Below are 18,154 nucleotides of genomic sequence, written 5' to 3'. Positions count from 1 at the left end.
ATTTAGCGCTATAAAGTCTAATAAGTTGACAGCAATATAGGTGTGTTAAAGATTTTTATTAAACCGCTTAAAAATGGTGAGCATTTTCTTAGTGTTTATAAAATACACGCCAGTGAGTAATACAGCTGCTGCGATTATAGATTGAAGTGTAATAGTTTCATTTAAAAAATACCACCCTAAGACTAAAGCGACAATTGGATTGACATACGTTGAAGTTGCTACTTTTTCAGGAGACACTTTAGTGAGTAAATAGTTAAACGCAGTAAAAGCTACGATACTACCAAATATAATGAGCATTCCCATAACGCTAATAATTTCTGTGTTCCAACGCGTAAATGCGAGACGCTCTTCTCCTGCAGCTATACTCGCTATAAATAGCATCAAACCTCCAAATAACATTTGGTAGCCTGTATTTACAAAAAAGTTCTTAGGTAAATCTGCTTTAGCAACAAATAAGCTGCTATATGCCCAACTGAGCATACATATAAAGATCATTACCATTCCTGTAATCATACCATCTTTTCCAATCATTTCACGTTGGCTGACGAGTAAGTAAATACCAATACAACCTATGATTACACCTAATATAGACATCGGTTGTATTTTTTTACCTTCTAAAATTCGCAAAAGAATTAAGACGACTAAAGGTTGTGCTGAAATTTCTAAAGCTGCAAAACCACTATCCACATATTGTAATGACCACACGACTAGGCCATTTCCTATAGTTAAGAACAAAAAACCAGCGATACTAGTATTTCGTAGTTGCCGTTTTGTAATTTTTAATGGAATCTTCAATGCTTTTGCGATGATAAAAATCAAAACACTGGCTGTAATAAAACGGATGGAAGCTGCGAAAAATGGAGCTAATTGACTTACTAAAATTTTGTTTAGTAAATAGGTAGAACCCCAAATCACATAAATTGAAAAAAAGGATAGTATTATATAAAGACGTTCTTTGGTCAATTTCATACCTAACGATTTAGGACTCAATATTAATCTAAAAAAACTTGCAAGCTACATAATGAGCTTACAAGTTTTTAGTATTTAAAAGCAATTTAAAATTAAGAATTCATAATATCCTCAATTTCTTCTATTTCAATAGGAATATTGCGCATTAAGTTAAACGGTTCTCCTGTTTCTTGAACAACCACATCATCTTCTAAACGAATACCAAAACCTTCATCCGGAATGTAAATTCCCGGTTCAACAGTAAATACCATATTTGCTTGTATTGGTTCTGTTAAAATCCCATAATCATGTGTGTCTAATCCCATGTGATGCGAGGTGCCATGCATAAAATATTTTTTATAAGCAGGCCAATCTTTATCTTCGTTTTGAACATCGGCTTTATCTAATAAGCCTAACCCCAATAATTCAGAGGTCATTAATTTACCAACTTCAATATGGTAATCTGCCCAAATAGTTCCTGGTACTAATAGCTTTGTGGCTTCATTCTTCACGCGATTAACAGCATTATAAACCGCTTTTTGTCTGTCGTTAAACCTTCCTGAAACCGGAATAGTTCGCGTCATATCGCTAGCATAATTTGCATACTCTGCACCAGCATCAATTAAGATTAAATCTCCAGCTTTACATTGTTGGTTGTTTTCAATATAATGCAAAACATTGGCATTATTTCCAGAGCCAACAATAGGTGTGTACGCAAATCCTTTAGAACGGTTATTAAGGAACTCATGGATAAATTCGGCTTCAATATTATACTCCCAAACACCAGGTTTTGTGAATTTTAAAACACGTCTAAATCCCTTTTCGGTAATATTACAAGCTTGTTGAATTAAATCGATTTCAAGCGGATCTTTAACAGAGCGTAAGCGTTGTAAAATAGGATTGCTTTTTTCAACTTTATGAGCCGGAAATTGCTCTTTAATTTTTTTGTTAAAACGTGCTTCACGGGTTTCTGTAGCGACGTTAGCTCTATAGTGTTCGTTGGTATTGATATAAATTGTGTCTGCTTGCGACATGATTTCTTTCATAATTTTGTCGAAATCTTGTAACCAATACACGGTTTTTACTCCCGAAGTTTCAAACGCTTTTTCCTTTGTTAATTTTTCACCTTCCCAAACAGCGATATGAGCGTTGGTTTCGGTTAAAAATAAAATCTCTCTGTGTTTAGCATTTGGGCAATCTGGAAATAGGACTAAAATACTTTCTTCTTGATCAACTCCACTTAAATAGAATAAATTCCTGTCTTGTTGAAAAGGCATGGTGCTGTCGGCGCCAATAGGGTAAATGTCATTAGCATTAAAAACAGCTAAACTGTTGCTCACCATTTTGGCTTTGAAGTTTTTTCTATTTTTTATGAAAAGATTAGAATTTATGAGATCGTATTTCATGGTATATAAATTTTTAATTGAATCACAAAGCTACAGTTTTATTTAGCCAATATTAAAAATACCTAATTGGGATCAGTAGGTTTAACATTTTGATAAGAATCAAAATGATTTTTATTAAGTTTTGTATTTTGAAATAGGTTTTCAGTATTTAAGAACCGATAAATTCTTGTATTTTGTGTCAATATTATAAAAACTACGACAACGTATTCGTTCAATGGTTTTCAGTGTTTTAAGCGTGTGAGTTTGATTTGGACCGCTATTAGTATTTCTATAAGTGACAATAATCATATAATTCAAATTTAGAACACTATAATTTTGAATGCTTAAATAAAAAAATAGAACATTAGTTATGGAAGTCTTTTCAGAGATACTAACAAAGGATTATTTTATATTGTTTCTAGTGATTGGACTAGGTATTGCTCTTGGAAACATTAAGGTTAAAGGCATTAGTTTTGATACGTCTGCAGTCATTTTTGTCGCTATATTCTTTGGTTATTTATATAATTATAATGGTATTAATTTTAGTATTCCACCCATTATTCAAAGCGTAGGGTTGGTGTTGTTTATTTATACTATAGGTATGCAGGCAGGACCTTCTTTTTTTAGTTCTTTTAAAGAACAAGGCACAAAACTAATCGCACTTGCGGCTATAACAGTAATTACTGGTGGGATAACGGCTATTTCTATTTCTTATATATATGAGGTTGACATGAATATGATGAGTGGTTTACTAACGGGAGCCTTAACATCTACACCTGGTTTAGCAGCATCCATAGAAGCGTCTCAGTCGCCTTTAGCCTCCATTGGTTATGGGATAGCTTATCCATTTGGAGTTTTGGGAGTTATTCTATTTGTGAAATTAGGACCTTCTCTATTTAGGGTCAATATGAGTAAGGAAGAAAAGAATTTTGAAGATATATCTAGTTTTAACACCCCAGTTGTGATTAATAAAAATATTATCATTTCTAATGAAAACGTAAATGGGAAAACGATAAAAGAGTTGAAAATACGTTTCATGACAAAAGCTAATATTTCTAGAATTATGAAGCCTAATCAACTACCTATGTCTCCAACAAGTGCTACGATTTTAGAAACTGGTGATATTATAAAAGCAGTCGGAACTGTAAATGCATTAGATAGAATAGAACTCTTATTAGGTAAAATAACTGATGTCGAAATACCAAGAAGTGGATCATATGAAATTAAATGGTATGTAGTAAGTAATGATGCAGTAGTCAATAAATCAATACGAGAATTGAATCTTTTTGATAATTATTCTGCGACTATCACTCGAATAAGAAGATCTGGGATAGACCTTGTGCCTCATCCAACAACCTTAATTAAATATGGGGATAAGATTTTAGTATCTTCTTCTAAAGGGAATGTTTCTGCGGTAACACAATTATTTGGAGATAGTCTAAAACGAATCGGTGAAACTAGTTTTTTACCCGTTGCATTAGGAATAGTATTAGGTGTGTTAATAGGTTCTATAGCAATTCCATTAGGGAGTATTCACCTCAAATTAGGGCTCACAGGAGGTGTGTTGTTATCCGCTATATTTTTAAGTTGGAAAGGAAAATTCGGAGGTGTTATTTGGAATTTACCAGGTCCTGCAAATCAAATATTGCGTCAATTTGGACTGCTGTTGTTTCTTACTCCTGTAGGGCTAAGTGCAGGACAAAGTTTAGTGTCAGCCATCCAAGAACATGGTGCTGTTCTCTTGCTATTTGGGGCGCTTATTACAATAATACCTATGATTATTACGGTCCTTGTAGGGCGCTTTATATTAAAAATTAATTTTTTATCTGTTTTAGGCGCTTTAACTGGAGGTATGACATCTACACCAGGTTTGAGTGTTGCAGATTCAATGACTGAATCTGATGCTCCGCAAATTGCTTATGCTGCCGTTTATCCGTTTTCTTTAGTGTTAATTATAATAGTTGCTGAAATCATGGCGCTGCTATAATTTACCTTGAATTTCTATATAAATTGTGGTGAACTATACCAAGTTGATAGATGATATTTATTAAGCTACTTAAATTCATTCTAAATAAATTAATTATCAATCATCGCAGTTGCCCAAAAGTTAATTGCGCTGTATCTTTGTTAGACTAAAATAAATTAGAACTACAATGAGCGGAATTCTAAATTCGTCAATAGGAAGAAAGTTTGCCATGGCACTTTCGGCATTCTTCCTCATGATTTTTGTACTACAACATTTTGTTATTAACCTATTTTCTGTATTAAGTCCAGATACCTTTAATGAGATATCGCACTTTATGGGCACCTTTTGGGTGATTCAATACGTGATTCAACCTATTTTAATAATTGGTGTTATTTTTCACTTCGTAATGGGTTTTGTATTAGAAATTAAAAACAACAAAGCAAATGGTGTTAAGTACGCTAAAAATAATGGTGCTGCCAATTCTACTTGGATGAGTAGAAACATGATTTGGAGCGGAGGTTTTATCCTCGTATTCTTAGTTATTCATTTTATTGATTTTTGGATTCCTGAAATAAACACCAAGTATATTGTTGGTGATATGTCTGGTATGCACAATGGTGAATTCAGATACTTCCACGAATTACAAGAAAAATTTGTTCCTATTTGGCGTGTTGCACTTTACTGTGTTGGTTTTGTGTTTTTAGCACTTCACTTATTACACGGTTTTGATTCTGCATTTCAATCAGTTGGAGCAAATAATAAATACACAAAAGGGTTAAAAGGATTCGGAAAAGCATACGCAATTATTATTCCTTTAGGGTTTATTTTTATTGCATTATTTCATCACTTTAATCACTAAAAAACATATCTAATATGGCTTTAGATTCAAAAGTACCAAAGGGTCCAATTAAAGATAAATGGACAGATTATAAAAATAAAATTGATTTAGTAAATCCTGCTAACAAACGTCACATCGATGTTATTGTTGTTGGTACTGGTCTTGCTGGTGGTTCTGCTGCTGCAACTTTAGCGGAGTTAGGTTATAATGTAAAAGCATTTGCTTACCAAGATTCACCGCGTAGAGCACACTCTATTGCAGCACAAGGTGGTATTAACGCCGCAAAAAATTACCAAGGTGATGGTGATTCTACATATAGATTATTTTACGATACCGTAAAAGGTGGTGATTATCGCTCGCGTGAAGCTAATGTTTATCGTTTGGCTGAGGTGTCTGCTAATATTATTGACCAATGTGTGGCACAAGGTGTTCCTTTTGCACGTGATTATGGTGGATTATTAGATAACCGTTCTTTTGGTGGAGTATTGGTGTCTAGAACATTTTATGCTAAAGGTCAAACAGGACAACAATTATTATTAGGAGCCTATTCTGCAATGAATAGACAAATTGCTCGTGGTAAGATTGAAATGTTTAACCGTCACGAAATGCTAGACGTTGTTATCGTAGACGGAAAAGCAAGAGGTATTATTGCTCGTAATTTAATTACAGGTGAAATAGAAAGACATTCAGCACATGCTGTTGTTGTTGGTTCTGGTGGCTATGGAAATGTATATTTCTTATCGACAAACGCTATGGGATCTAATGCGACTGCCGCTTGGAAAATTCATAAAAAAGGAGCGTATTTCGCAAATCCTTGTTATACACAAATTCACCCAACATGTATTCCACGTTCGGGTGATTACCAATCGAAACTGACATTGATGTCAGAATCATTACGTAATGATGGTCGTATTTGGGTACCTAAAAACATGGAAGATGTGATGGCAATTAGAGAAGGTCGTAAAAAACCAACTGATTTGTCAGAAGATGAGCGCGATTATTACTTAGAAAGACGTTATCCTGCGTTTGGTAACTTAGTACCACGTGATGTGGCATCTAGAGCGGCTAAAGAACGTTGTGATGCTGGTTATGGTGTTAATGCCACTGGTGAAGCGGTTTATTTAGATTTTGCATCTGCTTTTGAACGCTACGGGAAAGAGCAAGCTAAAATTCATAATATAAAGAATCCAACTGCTGAAAAAATATACGAATTAGGTCAAGCCATCGTTGAAGCGAAATACGGAAACTTATTTCAAATGTATGAGAAGATTGTAGATCAAAATCCATACAAAACACCAATGATGATTTATCCAGCGGTCCACTACACCATGGGTGGAGTTTGGGTAGATTACAACTTAATGACGACTATTCCTGGATGTTACTGTATAGGAGAAGCTAATTTCTCTGATCATGGTGCAAACAGACTTGGAGCTTCGGCTTTAATGCAAGGTTTAGCGGATGGTTATTTTGTATTACCATATACCATTGGTGATTATTTAGCGGATGATATTCGTACTGGAAAGATTCCAACGGATACGAAAGAATTTGATGACGCAGAAAAAGAAGTAACAGAAAGAATTAACTTCTTCGTTAATAATAAAGGAACAAAATCTGTAGATTATTTCCATAAGAAATTAGGGAAAATAATGTGGGATAAGGTTGGAATGTCTAGAAACGCTCAAGGTTTAACTGAAGCGATGTCAGAAATTAAAGCCATAAGAGAAGAATTTTGGAAAGACATTTACATCCCAGGAACAGCAGATGAGATGAATCCGGAACTTGAAAAAGCAGGTCGTGTTGCCGATTTCTTAGAATTAGGTGAATTGTTTGCTAAAGATGCATTAATGCGTTCAGAGTCTTGTGGTGGTCACTTTAGAGAAGAGTCTGCTGAATTAGATGGTCCTCAAAAAGGAGAAGCAAAACGTAATGATGAAGACTTTGCATTCGTTGCGGCATGGGAATATAAAGGTGAACCAGCAGATGCGGTATTACATAAAGAAGAATTAGAATTTAAAGATATTGAACTAAAACAACGTTCATACAAATAAGAAAGACGATATGAATTTAACACTTAAAATTTGGAGACAAAAAGACTCAAAAGCTAAGGGTCAAATGGTCGATTACAAAGTAACTGAGATTTCAGAACATATGTCTTTCTTAGAAATGATGGATGTTTTGAATGAACAATTAGTTAACTCTGGAGAAGAGCCTGTAGCGTTTGATCATGATTGTCGTGAAGGGATTTGCGGAATGTGTTCTATGTACATCAACGGTGAAGCCCATGGTCCAGATAGAGGCATTACAACCTGTCAGTTACACATGCGTATGTTTAACGATGGTGATACGATTACGATAGAGCCATTTAGAGCAGCAGCATTTCCTGTAATAAAAGATTTAGTAGTGGATAGAATGGCTTTTGAGCGTATTCAGCAAGCAGGTGGTTACATTTCTGTAAACACATCTGGTAATACTCAAGATGCCAATAATATTCCTATTTCAAAACATGCTGCTGATGAAGCTATGGATGCTGCAACGTGTATTGGTTGTGGTGCTTGTGTAGCGAGTTGTAAAAACTCTTCAGCGATGTTATTTGTTGGTGCCAAAGTTTCTCAATATGCCTTATTACCACAAGGGCAAGTTGAAGCTGCAGATCGTGTTCAGAATATGGTAGCACAAATGGATTTAGAAGGTTTTGGTAACTGTACCAACACTGGAGCTTGTGAAGTAGAATGCCCTAAAGGTATTTCTTTAGAAAATATTGCACGTATGAATCGTGAGTATTTATCTGCTAGTTTAAAAGGATAAGATACGGTCTTCATTAGAAGAAGACGTTAAATGATATATAAATCCCAAGCATAATTATGCCTTGGGATTTTTACTTTTCTTATATTTCGATTTTAAATACAATCATGCAAAACCCTAATACATTTTATAAAGCACAGTTAGATCTTAATCAAGCTGAATCTAAGCGTATATTCAAACAACTAAGTTTATATAGCGTGCTCAGGCTTTCCATTTTTGTGCTTACAGGAATTGGTATCTATTTTACGTATCAAAATTGGCAAATTGCTTTAGGAATTGGTGTTGTTGGTTTGGCAAGTTTTCTGTTTTTGCTTTCAAGATATACCGATCTAAAGTCGAAAAGAAACCTACACAAACGACTGATTGCCATTAACGAAGACGAATTGAATATTGCGAAAGGTGATTTTCATGAGCGATTAGATGGTGAAGAATTTCAAAACCCGAAGCATTTTTTTAGTTTAGATATCGATTTATTTGGAAAGGGCTCTTTTTTTCAGTTTATCAATAGAACAGCGATTAAAGAAGGTACTCAAAAGCTAACCGAAAATTTATTGTCAAACGATATTACGAATATTGAAGAGCGACAACAAGCCATACAAGAATTGGCGGCATTACCTGAATGGAGACAAAACTATGCAGCTGTTGCACAAGGTGTAGAAATAGAGCATTCTGCAACTTCTATTATTTCATGGTTAAAGGATTATAAACCGTTCTTAGGAAAAGCACAGTATTGGACGTCCATTGGTTTTAGTGTGGCGTCATTACTTATTATTGGGTTGGGGATTACTGAAATTATTCCGGTGTCCATAATTGGTTATTGGTTGTTGTTAGGATTGGGACTTACAAGTATGTATTTGAAGAAAATTAATATCCTTGCTCAAAATACAGAGAAAGCGAAAGATACATTTAGACAATATGCCTTGTTACTTAAGGCTATTGAAACCACAGAGTTCACATCAGAATTATTGAAAACGAAACAAAAATCAATTCAATCTGACGGTTTAAAAGCTTCAGAAATATTTTCAAAATTTTCAAAGACACTGGATGCTTTAGATAATAGAAATAATTTTATCTCAGCGATTTTTGGGAATGGCTATTTCTTGATAGATATTAGAAATAGTTATAATGTAGAACAATGGATTACACAATATGCTGATAAGGTGGACGATTGGTTTGAGGTGGTTACTTTTTTTGATGCCTTTAATAGTTTTGGAAATTATGCGTTTAACCATCAAGACTTCACATACCCAATTCTCACCGAAGAACCCGTTACGATTTTAGCCGAAGGCTTAGGGCATCCCTTATTAAATCCTGAAAAACGAGTGGATAGTGATTTAAAACTTGAAGAAGAACAATTCTTCATCGTTACAGGAGCCAACATGGCAGGGAAAAGTACCTTTTTAAGAACGGTAGCGTTACATATTGTGATGGCTAATGTTGGTTTGCCTATTTGTGCCAAACATAGCAAATACAAGCCGATTAAGTTAATTACAAGTATGCGGACCACAGATTCATTAACCGATGATAGTTCGTACTTCTTTAGTGAGCTCACACGATTAAAATTTGTAGTTGATACGATTGAAAACGATAAAAACTATTTTGTCATATTAGATGAAATTCTAAAAGGAACCAACAGTACAGATAAAGCCATTGGCTCACGTAAGTTTGTTGAAAAGCTAGTCAAGCAACATGCTACAGGCATCATCGCCACACACGATTTAAGTCTCACTGAAATTGAAACCGAATTAGAAGCTGTAAAAAACTACTACTTCGATGCCGAAATCATTAACGATGAACTCTTCTTTGATTATAAATTGAAACAAGGTGTTTGCCAGAATATGAACGCAAGTTTCTTATTGAAGAAGATGGAAATTATATAATATAAAAAAGCCTTTCCAGGATTATTGGAAAGGCTTTTTGGCATATTATAAGCGTTGTTTTCTATTTCAATTTTAAAGAATCTACAGCATGATAGAAAAAATCTCTTTCATCATTCATAGATACAAACAAGCCATTCGGGAATTTTTCACCTAAAGGTGTTGTTACTATATCACAACCATCCGTTTCTATAGTTCCTAAATTCAGAGTTTTTACATAGCTGTTGTCACTACGCTTGTAAAAGTTAAAACTATGGTCTTGTTGGTTAGAGACAATAATAAACCCTTTGCCATTAGGATACGTTGCAATGGCAATGCCTTCAATGTCATCTTTAAAGTCTGCCCCACCAAACATGGCTATTTCTTCATTTCCCATTTTAGGATCGGCATGGAATTTTCTGATACCAACACCTTCATCAGAACAGTAAACAAAACCCAATTCATCATCAACCGCAATGGCTTCAATTTCTTTTGTACCACTAAACTTTCCTACTTTTCTTAAAAGATTAGCATGCACACCCAATGAATCTGATTCTAAACCATATTGGTATAAATACCCTTCCGTAGGGCCATTTTTTCTACTTACAAATACAGAAATAGCATCAGTTTTTGGATTTTTATATATGGAAACTCCCATTGGTCGTTTCATTTCTGCATCAGTTTCATCAGTAAATACTTTAAATCCACCATTATCTAAAGGCGTCATATCTGGAATAGCATACACGCGTATTTGATGTTTTTCTCTTTCTGAAAACACCATGATATCGGTTGCTGTAGAATCGTTGATTTTAAATCCATATTCTACATCAACATTATTTGGGTAAGCAATACCTGTTAGACTTTTGTCTTTTATGATTTTTCCGTCTAAATCAAAAGCATAGACACCACCATCAATTTCATCTTTATCGGTTCCAAAAACAATACTTTGTTCTGGGTTGTCTTTATTAATCCATATGGCAGGATCATCACTATCGTGCGGTAATTTTTCGGTGATTAAAGTGGGTGCAATTTCTGGTAAACCATTACCACAAGATGCGAGCGTTATGGAAATTAATCCTATTAGTATTACTTTCTTCATTGTCCTATTTTTTAAATAAATCATATTTTAAACCAATCGTTAAACGTTTCTCGTAATATTCCATCTGCATGGTTCTTTCTTTTACACCTTGGTAGTAACGTAATGGTTGGTTGGTAATGTTGTTTAAGTTAACATACATGCTTAAGTTGTTGCTTAACGCAATATTAGCATTGAAGTCTAAGAAAAACTGCTCATCGTAATAACGGTCTTCAAAAGCATTGCCACCAATTTCATCAATATAAGAATCAGAATAATTAGTAGATAAACGTAGACTGAATTTTTTTGCGGCATACCCTAAAGAGGCATTGTACATATTTGGCGATGTTTGTGGTAAATCTAAATCTACACGCTCTTCACCATCTTCATTTCTAATACCATCTGTACTAGACGTAAGATAGGTGTAGTTTAAGTACACACTAAAGTTTTTAGCGAAACCTGGCAGAAAGTCTAAACGACGTTGAAATGAAAATTCAGCTCCTAAAACCGAAGCATCATCACCGTTTAAAGGTTGGTAAACTTCGTATCCGTTTTCATCTTCGTATTGAAATGTGTAAACGAAATCTTTAATGTCCTTGTAAAACAACCCTCCAGAGATAATACCAACAGATTTAAAATAATGTTCTGCCATAATATCGAAATTCATAGAGGTTGTAGGCTTTAGTTCAGAATTACCAATATAAATTTCTTCATCTTCATTGCTAATTTCACGATAAGGTACAAGATCGACGTAGTTAGGACGTGCTAAAGTATTCGTCCAGGCAAATCTTAAAATAGTGTTAGCTGTAACATCGTATTTTAAATGAACACCAGGTAAGACATTGGTGTAAGAATTTTTATCTTTAATCGTATTAATACCTGAAACATCACCTTCAGTGTCAAATTCTAACTCATAACCTTCACTTTCAATAGCCGTATGTTCTAAACGTAAACCAGCTAATATGCTGAATTTATCTGATAAATTTTGAGTTAACATCGCGTAACCAGCGTATACATTTTCATCAACATCAAAATTTCCGGTAATGTATTCCTCAGGTAAATCTTCTCCTTCAAATATAGCGGTATCATAAAGATTTAAACCACCTATGAATTCTGGGGTGGCAAAATTTCCGATTTGATATTGGCTTCCCGCTAAGAAATCAGGATTAGAATAATTGCGTGTTGGTACATTTCCTAGCAGATCTAAATCACCTGTAAGATTACTAAACTCAGCATAGTCATTATCCGTATACTTATTCTTTACTCTTGTCTTTGCTCCAATTTTTAAGAACCCTTCGTTTCCGTCAATTATAGATAGAGGAATTTGAGCATTCACAAAAACGTTAATATCCTTTTCTTCGGTGTATTGATTTTCTTCTGTTAATTCTCCAAACTCAAAGTCTTCGTAATTACCTTCTCCAGCAACTGGTGTATATAAAGGTTTATCTTCATTATTGTTGAAAAGGACCGAATATTCAGTTTCATAAACTAAATAGCGTTCATTTAAACGTTCTTCGGATGCTTTAGAAAAGGACGCCATCCAGTCTAGTTGCACATCTCCAAAGAGGTGATCTCCACCAAGGCTGTAGTTTTGCATTCTTTGGTCCTCTAAACGTGTATTTTGATTTCGGTTGTTGTCTAAACCAGCTTTAGTTTCACGTATGGCTTCTGCTGGAAACATAGTGAGGTTGCCATCAACAACTTCAAAATCGCCTAGTTCTATATCTTCTCCATCTAAAATGCCGTGCTCTAAAACAAATCTATTTTCTCTATCATCTCTCCAATTGTAAATAGATTTAACGAATAAGGTGTTATTGTCATCTAATTTGTAATCGAAATTAGCTGAAAAACTACGTCTAATACGTTGTACTTTGTATTCTCTAATTTCAAAAGTATTGGCATAAGGATTAACATCTACGCCCACTAAATTGTCTTCGTCACCAGCATTGTATTCAAATTCATCAGTCCATTCTGCTTCCACATTATGACTTCCAAAATCATTATCATTAATAGAGGCAGCAACGACCCAACCAAACTTATTATTTGCAGAACGGTCTCCTACTAAGAAGGAGCCATTTAAGATTCTCTTATCAGAAATAAAATTGATACCAGAACCAGCCGAAGCGGATAAGCGAAAGCCTTGCGGAGACGTTTTAGTGATTAAATTAATAGAACCACCAAGCGCATCGGCATCCATATCTGGAGTCACTGCTTTATTAACTTCAATGGTTTGAATCATATCTGAAGGAATTAAATCCATTTGGATATTACGATTATCACTTTCAGCAGAAGGAATTCTACTTCCATTTAAAGTTACCGAGTTTAATTGTGGTGATAAACCACGTACAATAACATCTCTTGCTTCACCTTGATCCATTTGCATGGTAATACCAGGAATTCGTTTTACAGCTTCACCAATGTTAGCATCTGGGAATTTACCAACTTGATCCGTTGATACAATATTGGTAATATTTTGTTTGTTTTTTTGTGTATTAAGTGCTCTAGATTGTCCGCCAAGTCCAAATCCAGTTATAATTACTTCGTCTAGATTAGTGTCTTCAGAATTTAAAGCAAAATTAAGCGTTACAGTCTCGTTGGCTTTGACTACAACGTCTTTAGTGGTGTCTGCATATCCTAGGTATTCTACAGTGATAGTGTAGCTTCCTTCTGGAATATTTACTAAGGTATACTTCCCATTAAAATCGGTTACGGTACCTTTTTTAATGGATTGAATGACTACTGTTGAACCCGGAATGGTTAATCCGTTTTCATCGGTTATAATCCCTTGGATATTTCCGGTTTGAGCATGACCTAATATGGGCAGTGCTAAGAGGAGTAATAGATTAAATAATGTTTTCATTTTTAGGTTGATTTTGTTTTCCTCAAAACTAGACCTAAGCACTTTTTTTTAGCTAAAATTTGTGTTATCAAAAAGTAACAAAACGTCCTAAAATAGCTATATAAGAAGGCAACATTTACAGTAAGGTAACATTCAAAAAAGATTAAGATTATATGGTTTACACGCTAAGTAAAAATGTTAAAAGATCGTCTTTAGAATCTATTGGTAATTTTTTTCTCAGTCTATATCTTGCAATTCTTACACTGTCTGGTGTAATATGAAGAATACTTGCTACTTCTTTTGAGGATAGGTTAAGTGTTAAAAGCATACTCAATCTCATTTCTGAAGCCGAAAGTGATTCTAATGCAATTTTGTTAATGTTTTCAAAGAAATTAGGATGTATTTGGCTAAAGTAGCCCATGAGTTCTGTCCATTCATTTTGATTGGCTAAATCAGCTTCGATATCTGCTGTAATGACTTTTAATTTAGAGCGTATTAAAGTGATACTTCTATCTTGTAATTTAGAAAGGGTTTTAGAAACATCAGAGAGCATTTTGTTTTTGTGAGCGATGTTTAAACTGTAATTAGTAAGTGAAGCGACTTTAATTTCAATTTCGCGTTGTAATGCTGCTTCTTGAGCTGTTTTTTTATCTAAATCAACTTGAAGCAATTGTTGTTTATATTCTAAAAGATGCTGCTCGTGTTGTTTTCGTTTTTTCCAGTATATAAAACCACCAATTAATACAAGTATTACCGAGCCTGCACAAATTAAAATAATGTATTGTCTTACTTCTGTAACCTGTTTTTGTTTATTGAGTAATTGTAATTCTGCCTCTCTTTCTTTTACGGCATGAAGAACCTCCATCGTACTTACAACTTCAATGTTCTTTCTTTTTAATTCTTGTTCATTAACGACACTCTGATTGTTAAGATATTTGTAGGCTTGTTCGAAATCTCCCAATTCAGAATAGGTTCGGGCTAAATCTTTATAGGCACTTTCAATTTGCGAGGTGTTATTCGTCTGTTTAGCGCGCTCTAGAGCTTGATTTGTGTATGCAATAGCCTTTTCAAATTGGCCTGTTTTACTATTTACATCTCCTAAATTATTAAGGATATTGATCTGAATATTGGTATTACAGTGTCTCGCATAGCTTTGTGCTTTTTTAAAATAATGATAGGCTAAATCAAATGCTTCTAAATCTTCATGAATACTTCCAATGTTTTCGTAAGTCACCGCGAGTCCTTTACTATCTTTTAAGGATTCAAAAATCACTAAACTTAAATTCTGATGTTTGAGCGCCTCGTTGTATAGGCCTTGTTTTTCTGCAATACTACCTAGTATAGCACGCGTATTAGCAATGCCTTTTTTATAAAGAAGTTTTTCAGAAATTTCTAAGCTTTTTGAGGCATGTAATTGGGCATCGCTATATTTTTTTAGATCGAGATGAATTTGTGCTAAAGCATTTTCTACATACACGGCAGTTGTGTCTTTGGTATGATAGATATTTTGGTAGGCGTGGTAATTATTAATGGCTTCGCTGTAAAGTTCTAAACGTGAAAAAAAATCTCCAAGTTTTATATAGGTCTGTGCTATTATAGAAGAATCTGAGTTGTTGTGCGCGTCCTGTAATTTCTGTTTTAGTTCTTTGAGGTTGCCATCAATAGTTTGCGTATGGGATATTAACCCAGTCACACAGATAATGAAAATAAACAATTTTTTTAGCAAAGCGGTATCTTATAAATAACTTGTAAAGTAACGCGATGTATATTAATTGAATAGTTTTGTTTTGTAATGGTAATGTTATGAAATAAAAAAAGCGCCTAAATAATTAGACGCTTTTTGTTACTTTAAGAAAAAGAGATTCTTAAGCCTCAAAAGGCTCTATAGAAACATAAGACTTATTGTCTTTTTTCTTAGTAAATTTTACTAGACCGTCAACTTTAGCATGTAAAGTATGATCTTTTCCTTGATAAACGTTTTCACCTGGATGGTGCGTGTTACCACGTTGTCTTATGATAATGTTTCCAGCAATAGCAGCTTGTCCACCAAATATCTTAACGCCTAAACGTTTCGATTCTGATTCTCTACCATTCTTCGAACTACCAACTCCTTTTTTATGAGCCATGATCTAAGGTTTTATATTGTTAATATTAATGCAACTGAAAATTACTTTTCAATTCCACCGTCTAATCTGTCTTGTAATTCTTTCAATTCGTCCCACTTACCATCTGCAGCTAATTTAGCTTGTTTTGGCCAAGTATCTGTAACGATATGAGATAATCTTGAGCTAGCTTCAGAAAGAATAGTACTTAATTCTTCTGGCTTTGCATTCGCTACTTTTTCAAAAGTTTCGAATCCTGCGTTTACCAATGCTTCAGCAGCTTTTGGTCCAGCACCTTCAATTTTTTTCAAATCGTCAGCTTTACCAGTTGCTTTTTTAGCTTTTGGTGCAGCAGCTTTCGCTTCTACTTTTTTCTCTGTTTTCTTCGGTGCAGCTTTCTTTGCTCCAGAAGCCGTAATACCTTCGATTACGATTTCAGTTAAAGATTGTCTGTGTCCGTTTTTTACACGGTAACCTTTACGTCTCTTCTTTTTGAAGACGATTACTTTCTCACCTTTAAGGTGTCTTAAGACTTTTGCACCTACTAGTGCTCCGTCTATAGCTGGGGCGCCTAAAGTAATATTGCTACCATCACCAATCAAAAGAACGTTATCGAAATCTACTGTCGATCCTTCTTCTGATGCTAAACGGTTAACAAAAACTCTTTGGTCTTTTTCAACTTTAAATTGATGCCCTGCTATCTCTACAATTGCGTACATAGCGTAACGTTTTTATTAAAATGTTTGTTAATATAAATACTTTCTTCTCAGAAAGCGGATGCAAATATACTTCTAAATTATTAATAGGCAAGTGTTTTAAGGGTTTTAGACCCATTTTTACCTTAAAAAAATATAGATTATGGTCAATTTGTTAAAATTGACACCTGAATATCGGCCAATTTTTACATTTAATTATGTTAAAAGGGGAAATCATTGTTTATTTTTGTTGGACTATTCTGTAACAATTTGCATTTAGTGAAGACAAACACGTAAACAATTTAAATTTAAAACACATTTAATAATGAAAAAAGGCTTATTTACTCTAGCTCTTTTGTTGTCAGTTGGATTGATGTCAACAGCACAACAAGTAGAATTCGAAGAGTTTGATTTAGACAATGGATTACATGTAATTCTGCATCAAGATAATACAGCACCAGTGGTTTCTACATCGGTGATGTACAATGTAGGAGGAAAAGATGGAGATAGAGAGCGCACAGGATTTGCACACTTTTTCGAGCATTTATTATTTGAAGGTTCAGAAAATATTGATCGTGGAGAATTCATGAAGATTATACCTGCAAACGGAGGTACATTTAATGCCAATACATCTCAAGATAGAACTTATTATTTTGAAGTGTTCCCATCTAATAAATTAGAATTAGCCTTATGGTTAGAGTCTGAACGTATGTTGCACCCAGTAATTGATCAAGTTGGTGTAGATACGCAGAATGAGGTTGTGAAAGAAGAGAAACGTCAACGTTCTGGTTCACCTTACGGAGGATTATTTGAAGCTTTAGGGTCCAACCTTTTTAAGGTTCACCCTTATAAGGATCCTAATATTGGGTACATGGAGCATTTAGATGCGGCTACTTTAGAGGAATTTAATGCTTTTTTTGATACATATTATGGTCCAAATAATGCCGTTTTAGTAATTGCGGGAGATATTGATATGGCTAAAACGAAAAAGTTGGTTACTGCTTATTTCAGTGAAGTGAAACCTAGACCAGAAGTAGTAAGAAATTTCCTGAAAGAAGAACCAATTACGGAAACTATAAAAGCGCAAGCTTTTGATGAAAACATTCAAATTCCTGCAATTTTAGCAACCTATAGAACTCCAGGTTTTGCAAGTAGAGATGCTTATGTTTTAGATATGATTTCAACGTATTTAAGTGGTGGTAAAAGTTCGGTTTTATACAAGAAAATAGTTGATGAGCAGAAACAAGCATTGCAATTACAAGCTGTAAATATTCCACAAATGGATTATAACATATTTACAATTTTCGCAATCCCTTCAGGAGAAACGTCTTTAGATACTATTTTGGAAGAAATTGACGAAGAGATTGTTATTATGCAAAATGAATTAATTGCAGAACGCGATTATCAAAAATTAATTAACCAATTTGAGAATCAATTTGTAAATGCTAACGCTAGTATTGTTGGTATCGCAGAATCTTTAGCAACAAATTACTTGTTAAAAGGAGATGTGAATTTAATCAATAAAGAAATTGATATATACAGATCAATAACAAGAGAAGAAATTCAAGCTGTAGCTAAAAAATATTTAAGTAAAAATCAGCGTGTTGAAATAGAATATTTACCTAAAAAAGATGATCAATAAGATGAA

At 34.2% G+C, this 18,154-nt stretch carries 13 protein-coding genes; 6 read left to right on the top strand and 7 right to left on the bottom strand.

What is annotated here, in order from left to right; all coding sequences use genetic code 11:
- Positions 1–45: 45 nt before the first annotated feature.
- Positions 46–969, bottom strand: a complete 924-nt coding sequence (locus tag KO515_RS08050; RefSeq protein ID WP_215935861.1) for an EamA family transporter — start codon at positions 967–969, stop codon at positions 46–48.
- A gap of 92 nt (positions 970–1,061) precedes the next feature.
- Entirely contained in the window at positions 1,062–2,354 is a 1,293-nt protein-coding gene (locus tag KO515_RS08045) for an aminopeptidase P family protein (RefSeq protein ID WP_215935860.1), read from the bottom strand.
- A 349-nt stretch (positions 2,355–2,703) separates the two neighbouring features.
- Between KO515_RS08045 and KO515_RS08040 the strand changes: the two genes are divergently transcribed.
- The 5 genes from KO515_RS08040 (at position 2,704) to KO515_RS08020 (ending at position 9,819) form a co-directional block, all read left to right on the top strand.
- Positions 2,704–4,320 carry an aspartate:alanine exchanger family transporter gene (locus KO515_RS08040; protein ID WP_215935859.1) on the top strand — a complete coding sequence of 539 codons (1,617 nt, stop codon included), beginning with the start codon at positions 2,704–2,706 and terminating at the stop codon, positions 4,318–4,320.
- 166 nt (positions 4,321–4,486) lie between these two features.
- Positions 4,487–5,158: a succinate dehydrogenase cytochrome b subunit gene (locus KO515_RS08035; RefSeq protein WP_215935858.1), complete on the top strand. Its 672-nt coding sequence runs from the start codon at positions 4,487–4,489 to the stop codon at positions 5,156–5,158.
- A gap of 14 nt (positions 5,159–5,172) precedes the next feature.
- Complete coding sequence (locus KO515_RS08030; protein WP_215935857.1) at positions 5,173–7,185, top strand: fumarate reductase/succinate dehydrogenase flavoprotein subunit; 2,013 nt, start codon at positions 5,173–5,175, stop codon at positions 7,183–7,185.
- Between the two features lie 10 nt (positions 7,186–7,195).
- The gene (locus KO515_RS08025) at positions 7,196–7,942 is read left to right on the top strand and encodes a succinate dehydrogenase/fumarate reductase iron-sulfur subunit (protein ID WP_215935856.1); all 747 of its coding nucleotides are present in this window, start codon (positions 7,196–7,198) and stop codon (positions 7,940–7,942) included.
- A gap of 104 nt (positions 7,943–8,046) precedes the next feature.
- The gene (locus KO515_RS08020; protein WP_215935855.1) at positions 8,047–9,819 is read left to right on the top strand and encodes a MutS-related protein; all 1,773 of its coding nucleotides are present in this window, start codon (positions 8,047–8,049) and stop codon (positions 9,817–9,819) included.
- Positions 9,820–9,880: 61 nt separating this feature from the next.
- Here the strand turns inward: KO515_RS08020 and KO515_RS08015 are convergent, their stop codons facing one another.
- From KO515_RS08015 to rplU, 5 genes are all read right to left on the bottom strand, one after another.
- Positions 9,881–10,894 (bottom strand): phytase, encoded by a 1,014-nt coding sequence (locus tag KO515_RS08015; RefSeq protein ID WP_215935854.1) that lies wholly within the window; start codon positions 10,892–10,894, stop codon positions 9,881–9,883.
- Positions 10,895–10,898: 4 nt separating this feature from the next.
- Entirely contained in the window at positions 10,899–13,730 is a 2,832-nt protein-coding gene (locus KO515_RS08010) for a TonB-dependent receptor (protein WP_215935853.1), read from the bottom strand.
- Between the two features lie 157 nt (positions 13,731–13,887).
- Positions 13,888–15,402: a tetratricopeptide repeat protein gene (locus KO515_RS08005; protein WP_215935852.1), complete on the bottom strand. Its 1,515-nt coding sequence runs from the start codon at positions 15,400–15,402 to the stop codon at positions 13,888–13,890.
- Positions 15,403–15,574: 172 nt separating this feature from the next.
- A complete protein-coding gene (rpmA, locus tag KO515_RS08000; RefSeq protein ID WP_013869859.1) occupies positions 15,575–15,835 on the bottom strand; it encodes a 50S ribosomal protein L27 in 261 nt (86 codons plus the stop codon).
- A 41-nt stretch (positions 15,836–15,876) separates the two neighbouring features.
- Positions 15,877–16,530: a 50S ribosomal protein L21 gene (gene rplU, locus KO515_RS07995; protein WP_215935851.1), complete on the bottom strand. Its 654-nt coding sequence runs from the start codon at positions 16,528–16,530 to the stop codon at positions 15,877–15,879.
- A 301-nt stretch (positions 16,531–16,831) separates the two neighbouring features.
- Here rplU and KO515_RS07990 point away from each other — a divergent pair, with 301 nt between their 5' ends.
- Positions 16,832–18,148, top strand: coding sequence for a M16 family metallopeptidase (locus tag KO515_RS07990; RefSeq protein ID WP_215935850.1), 1,317 nt, complete (start codon positions 16,832–16,834; stop codon positions 18,146–18,148).
- Positions 18,149–18,154: the final 6 nt, after the last annotated feature.

Origin of the sequence: Winogradskyella psychrotolerans, from assembly GCF_018860545.1 — a bacterium.
Classification (GTDB): Bacteria; Bacteroidota; Bacteroidia; order Flavobacteriales; family Flavobacteriaceae; genus Winogradskyella; species Winogradskyella psychrotolerans_A.
The sequence above is the reverse complement of the archived record's forward strand: the minus strand, read 5'-3'. Positions and strand labels throughout refer to the sequence as shown.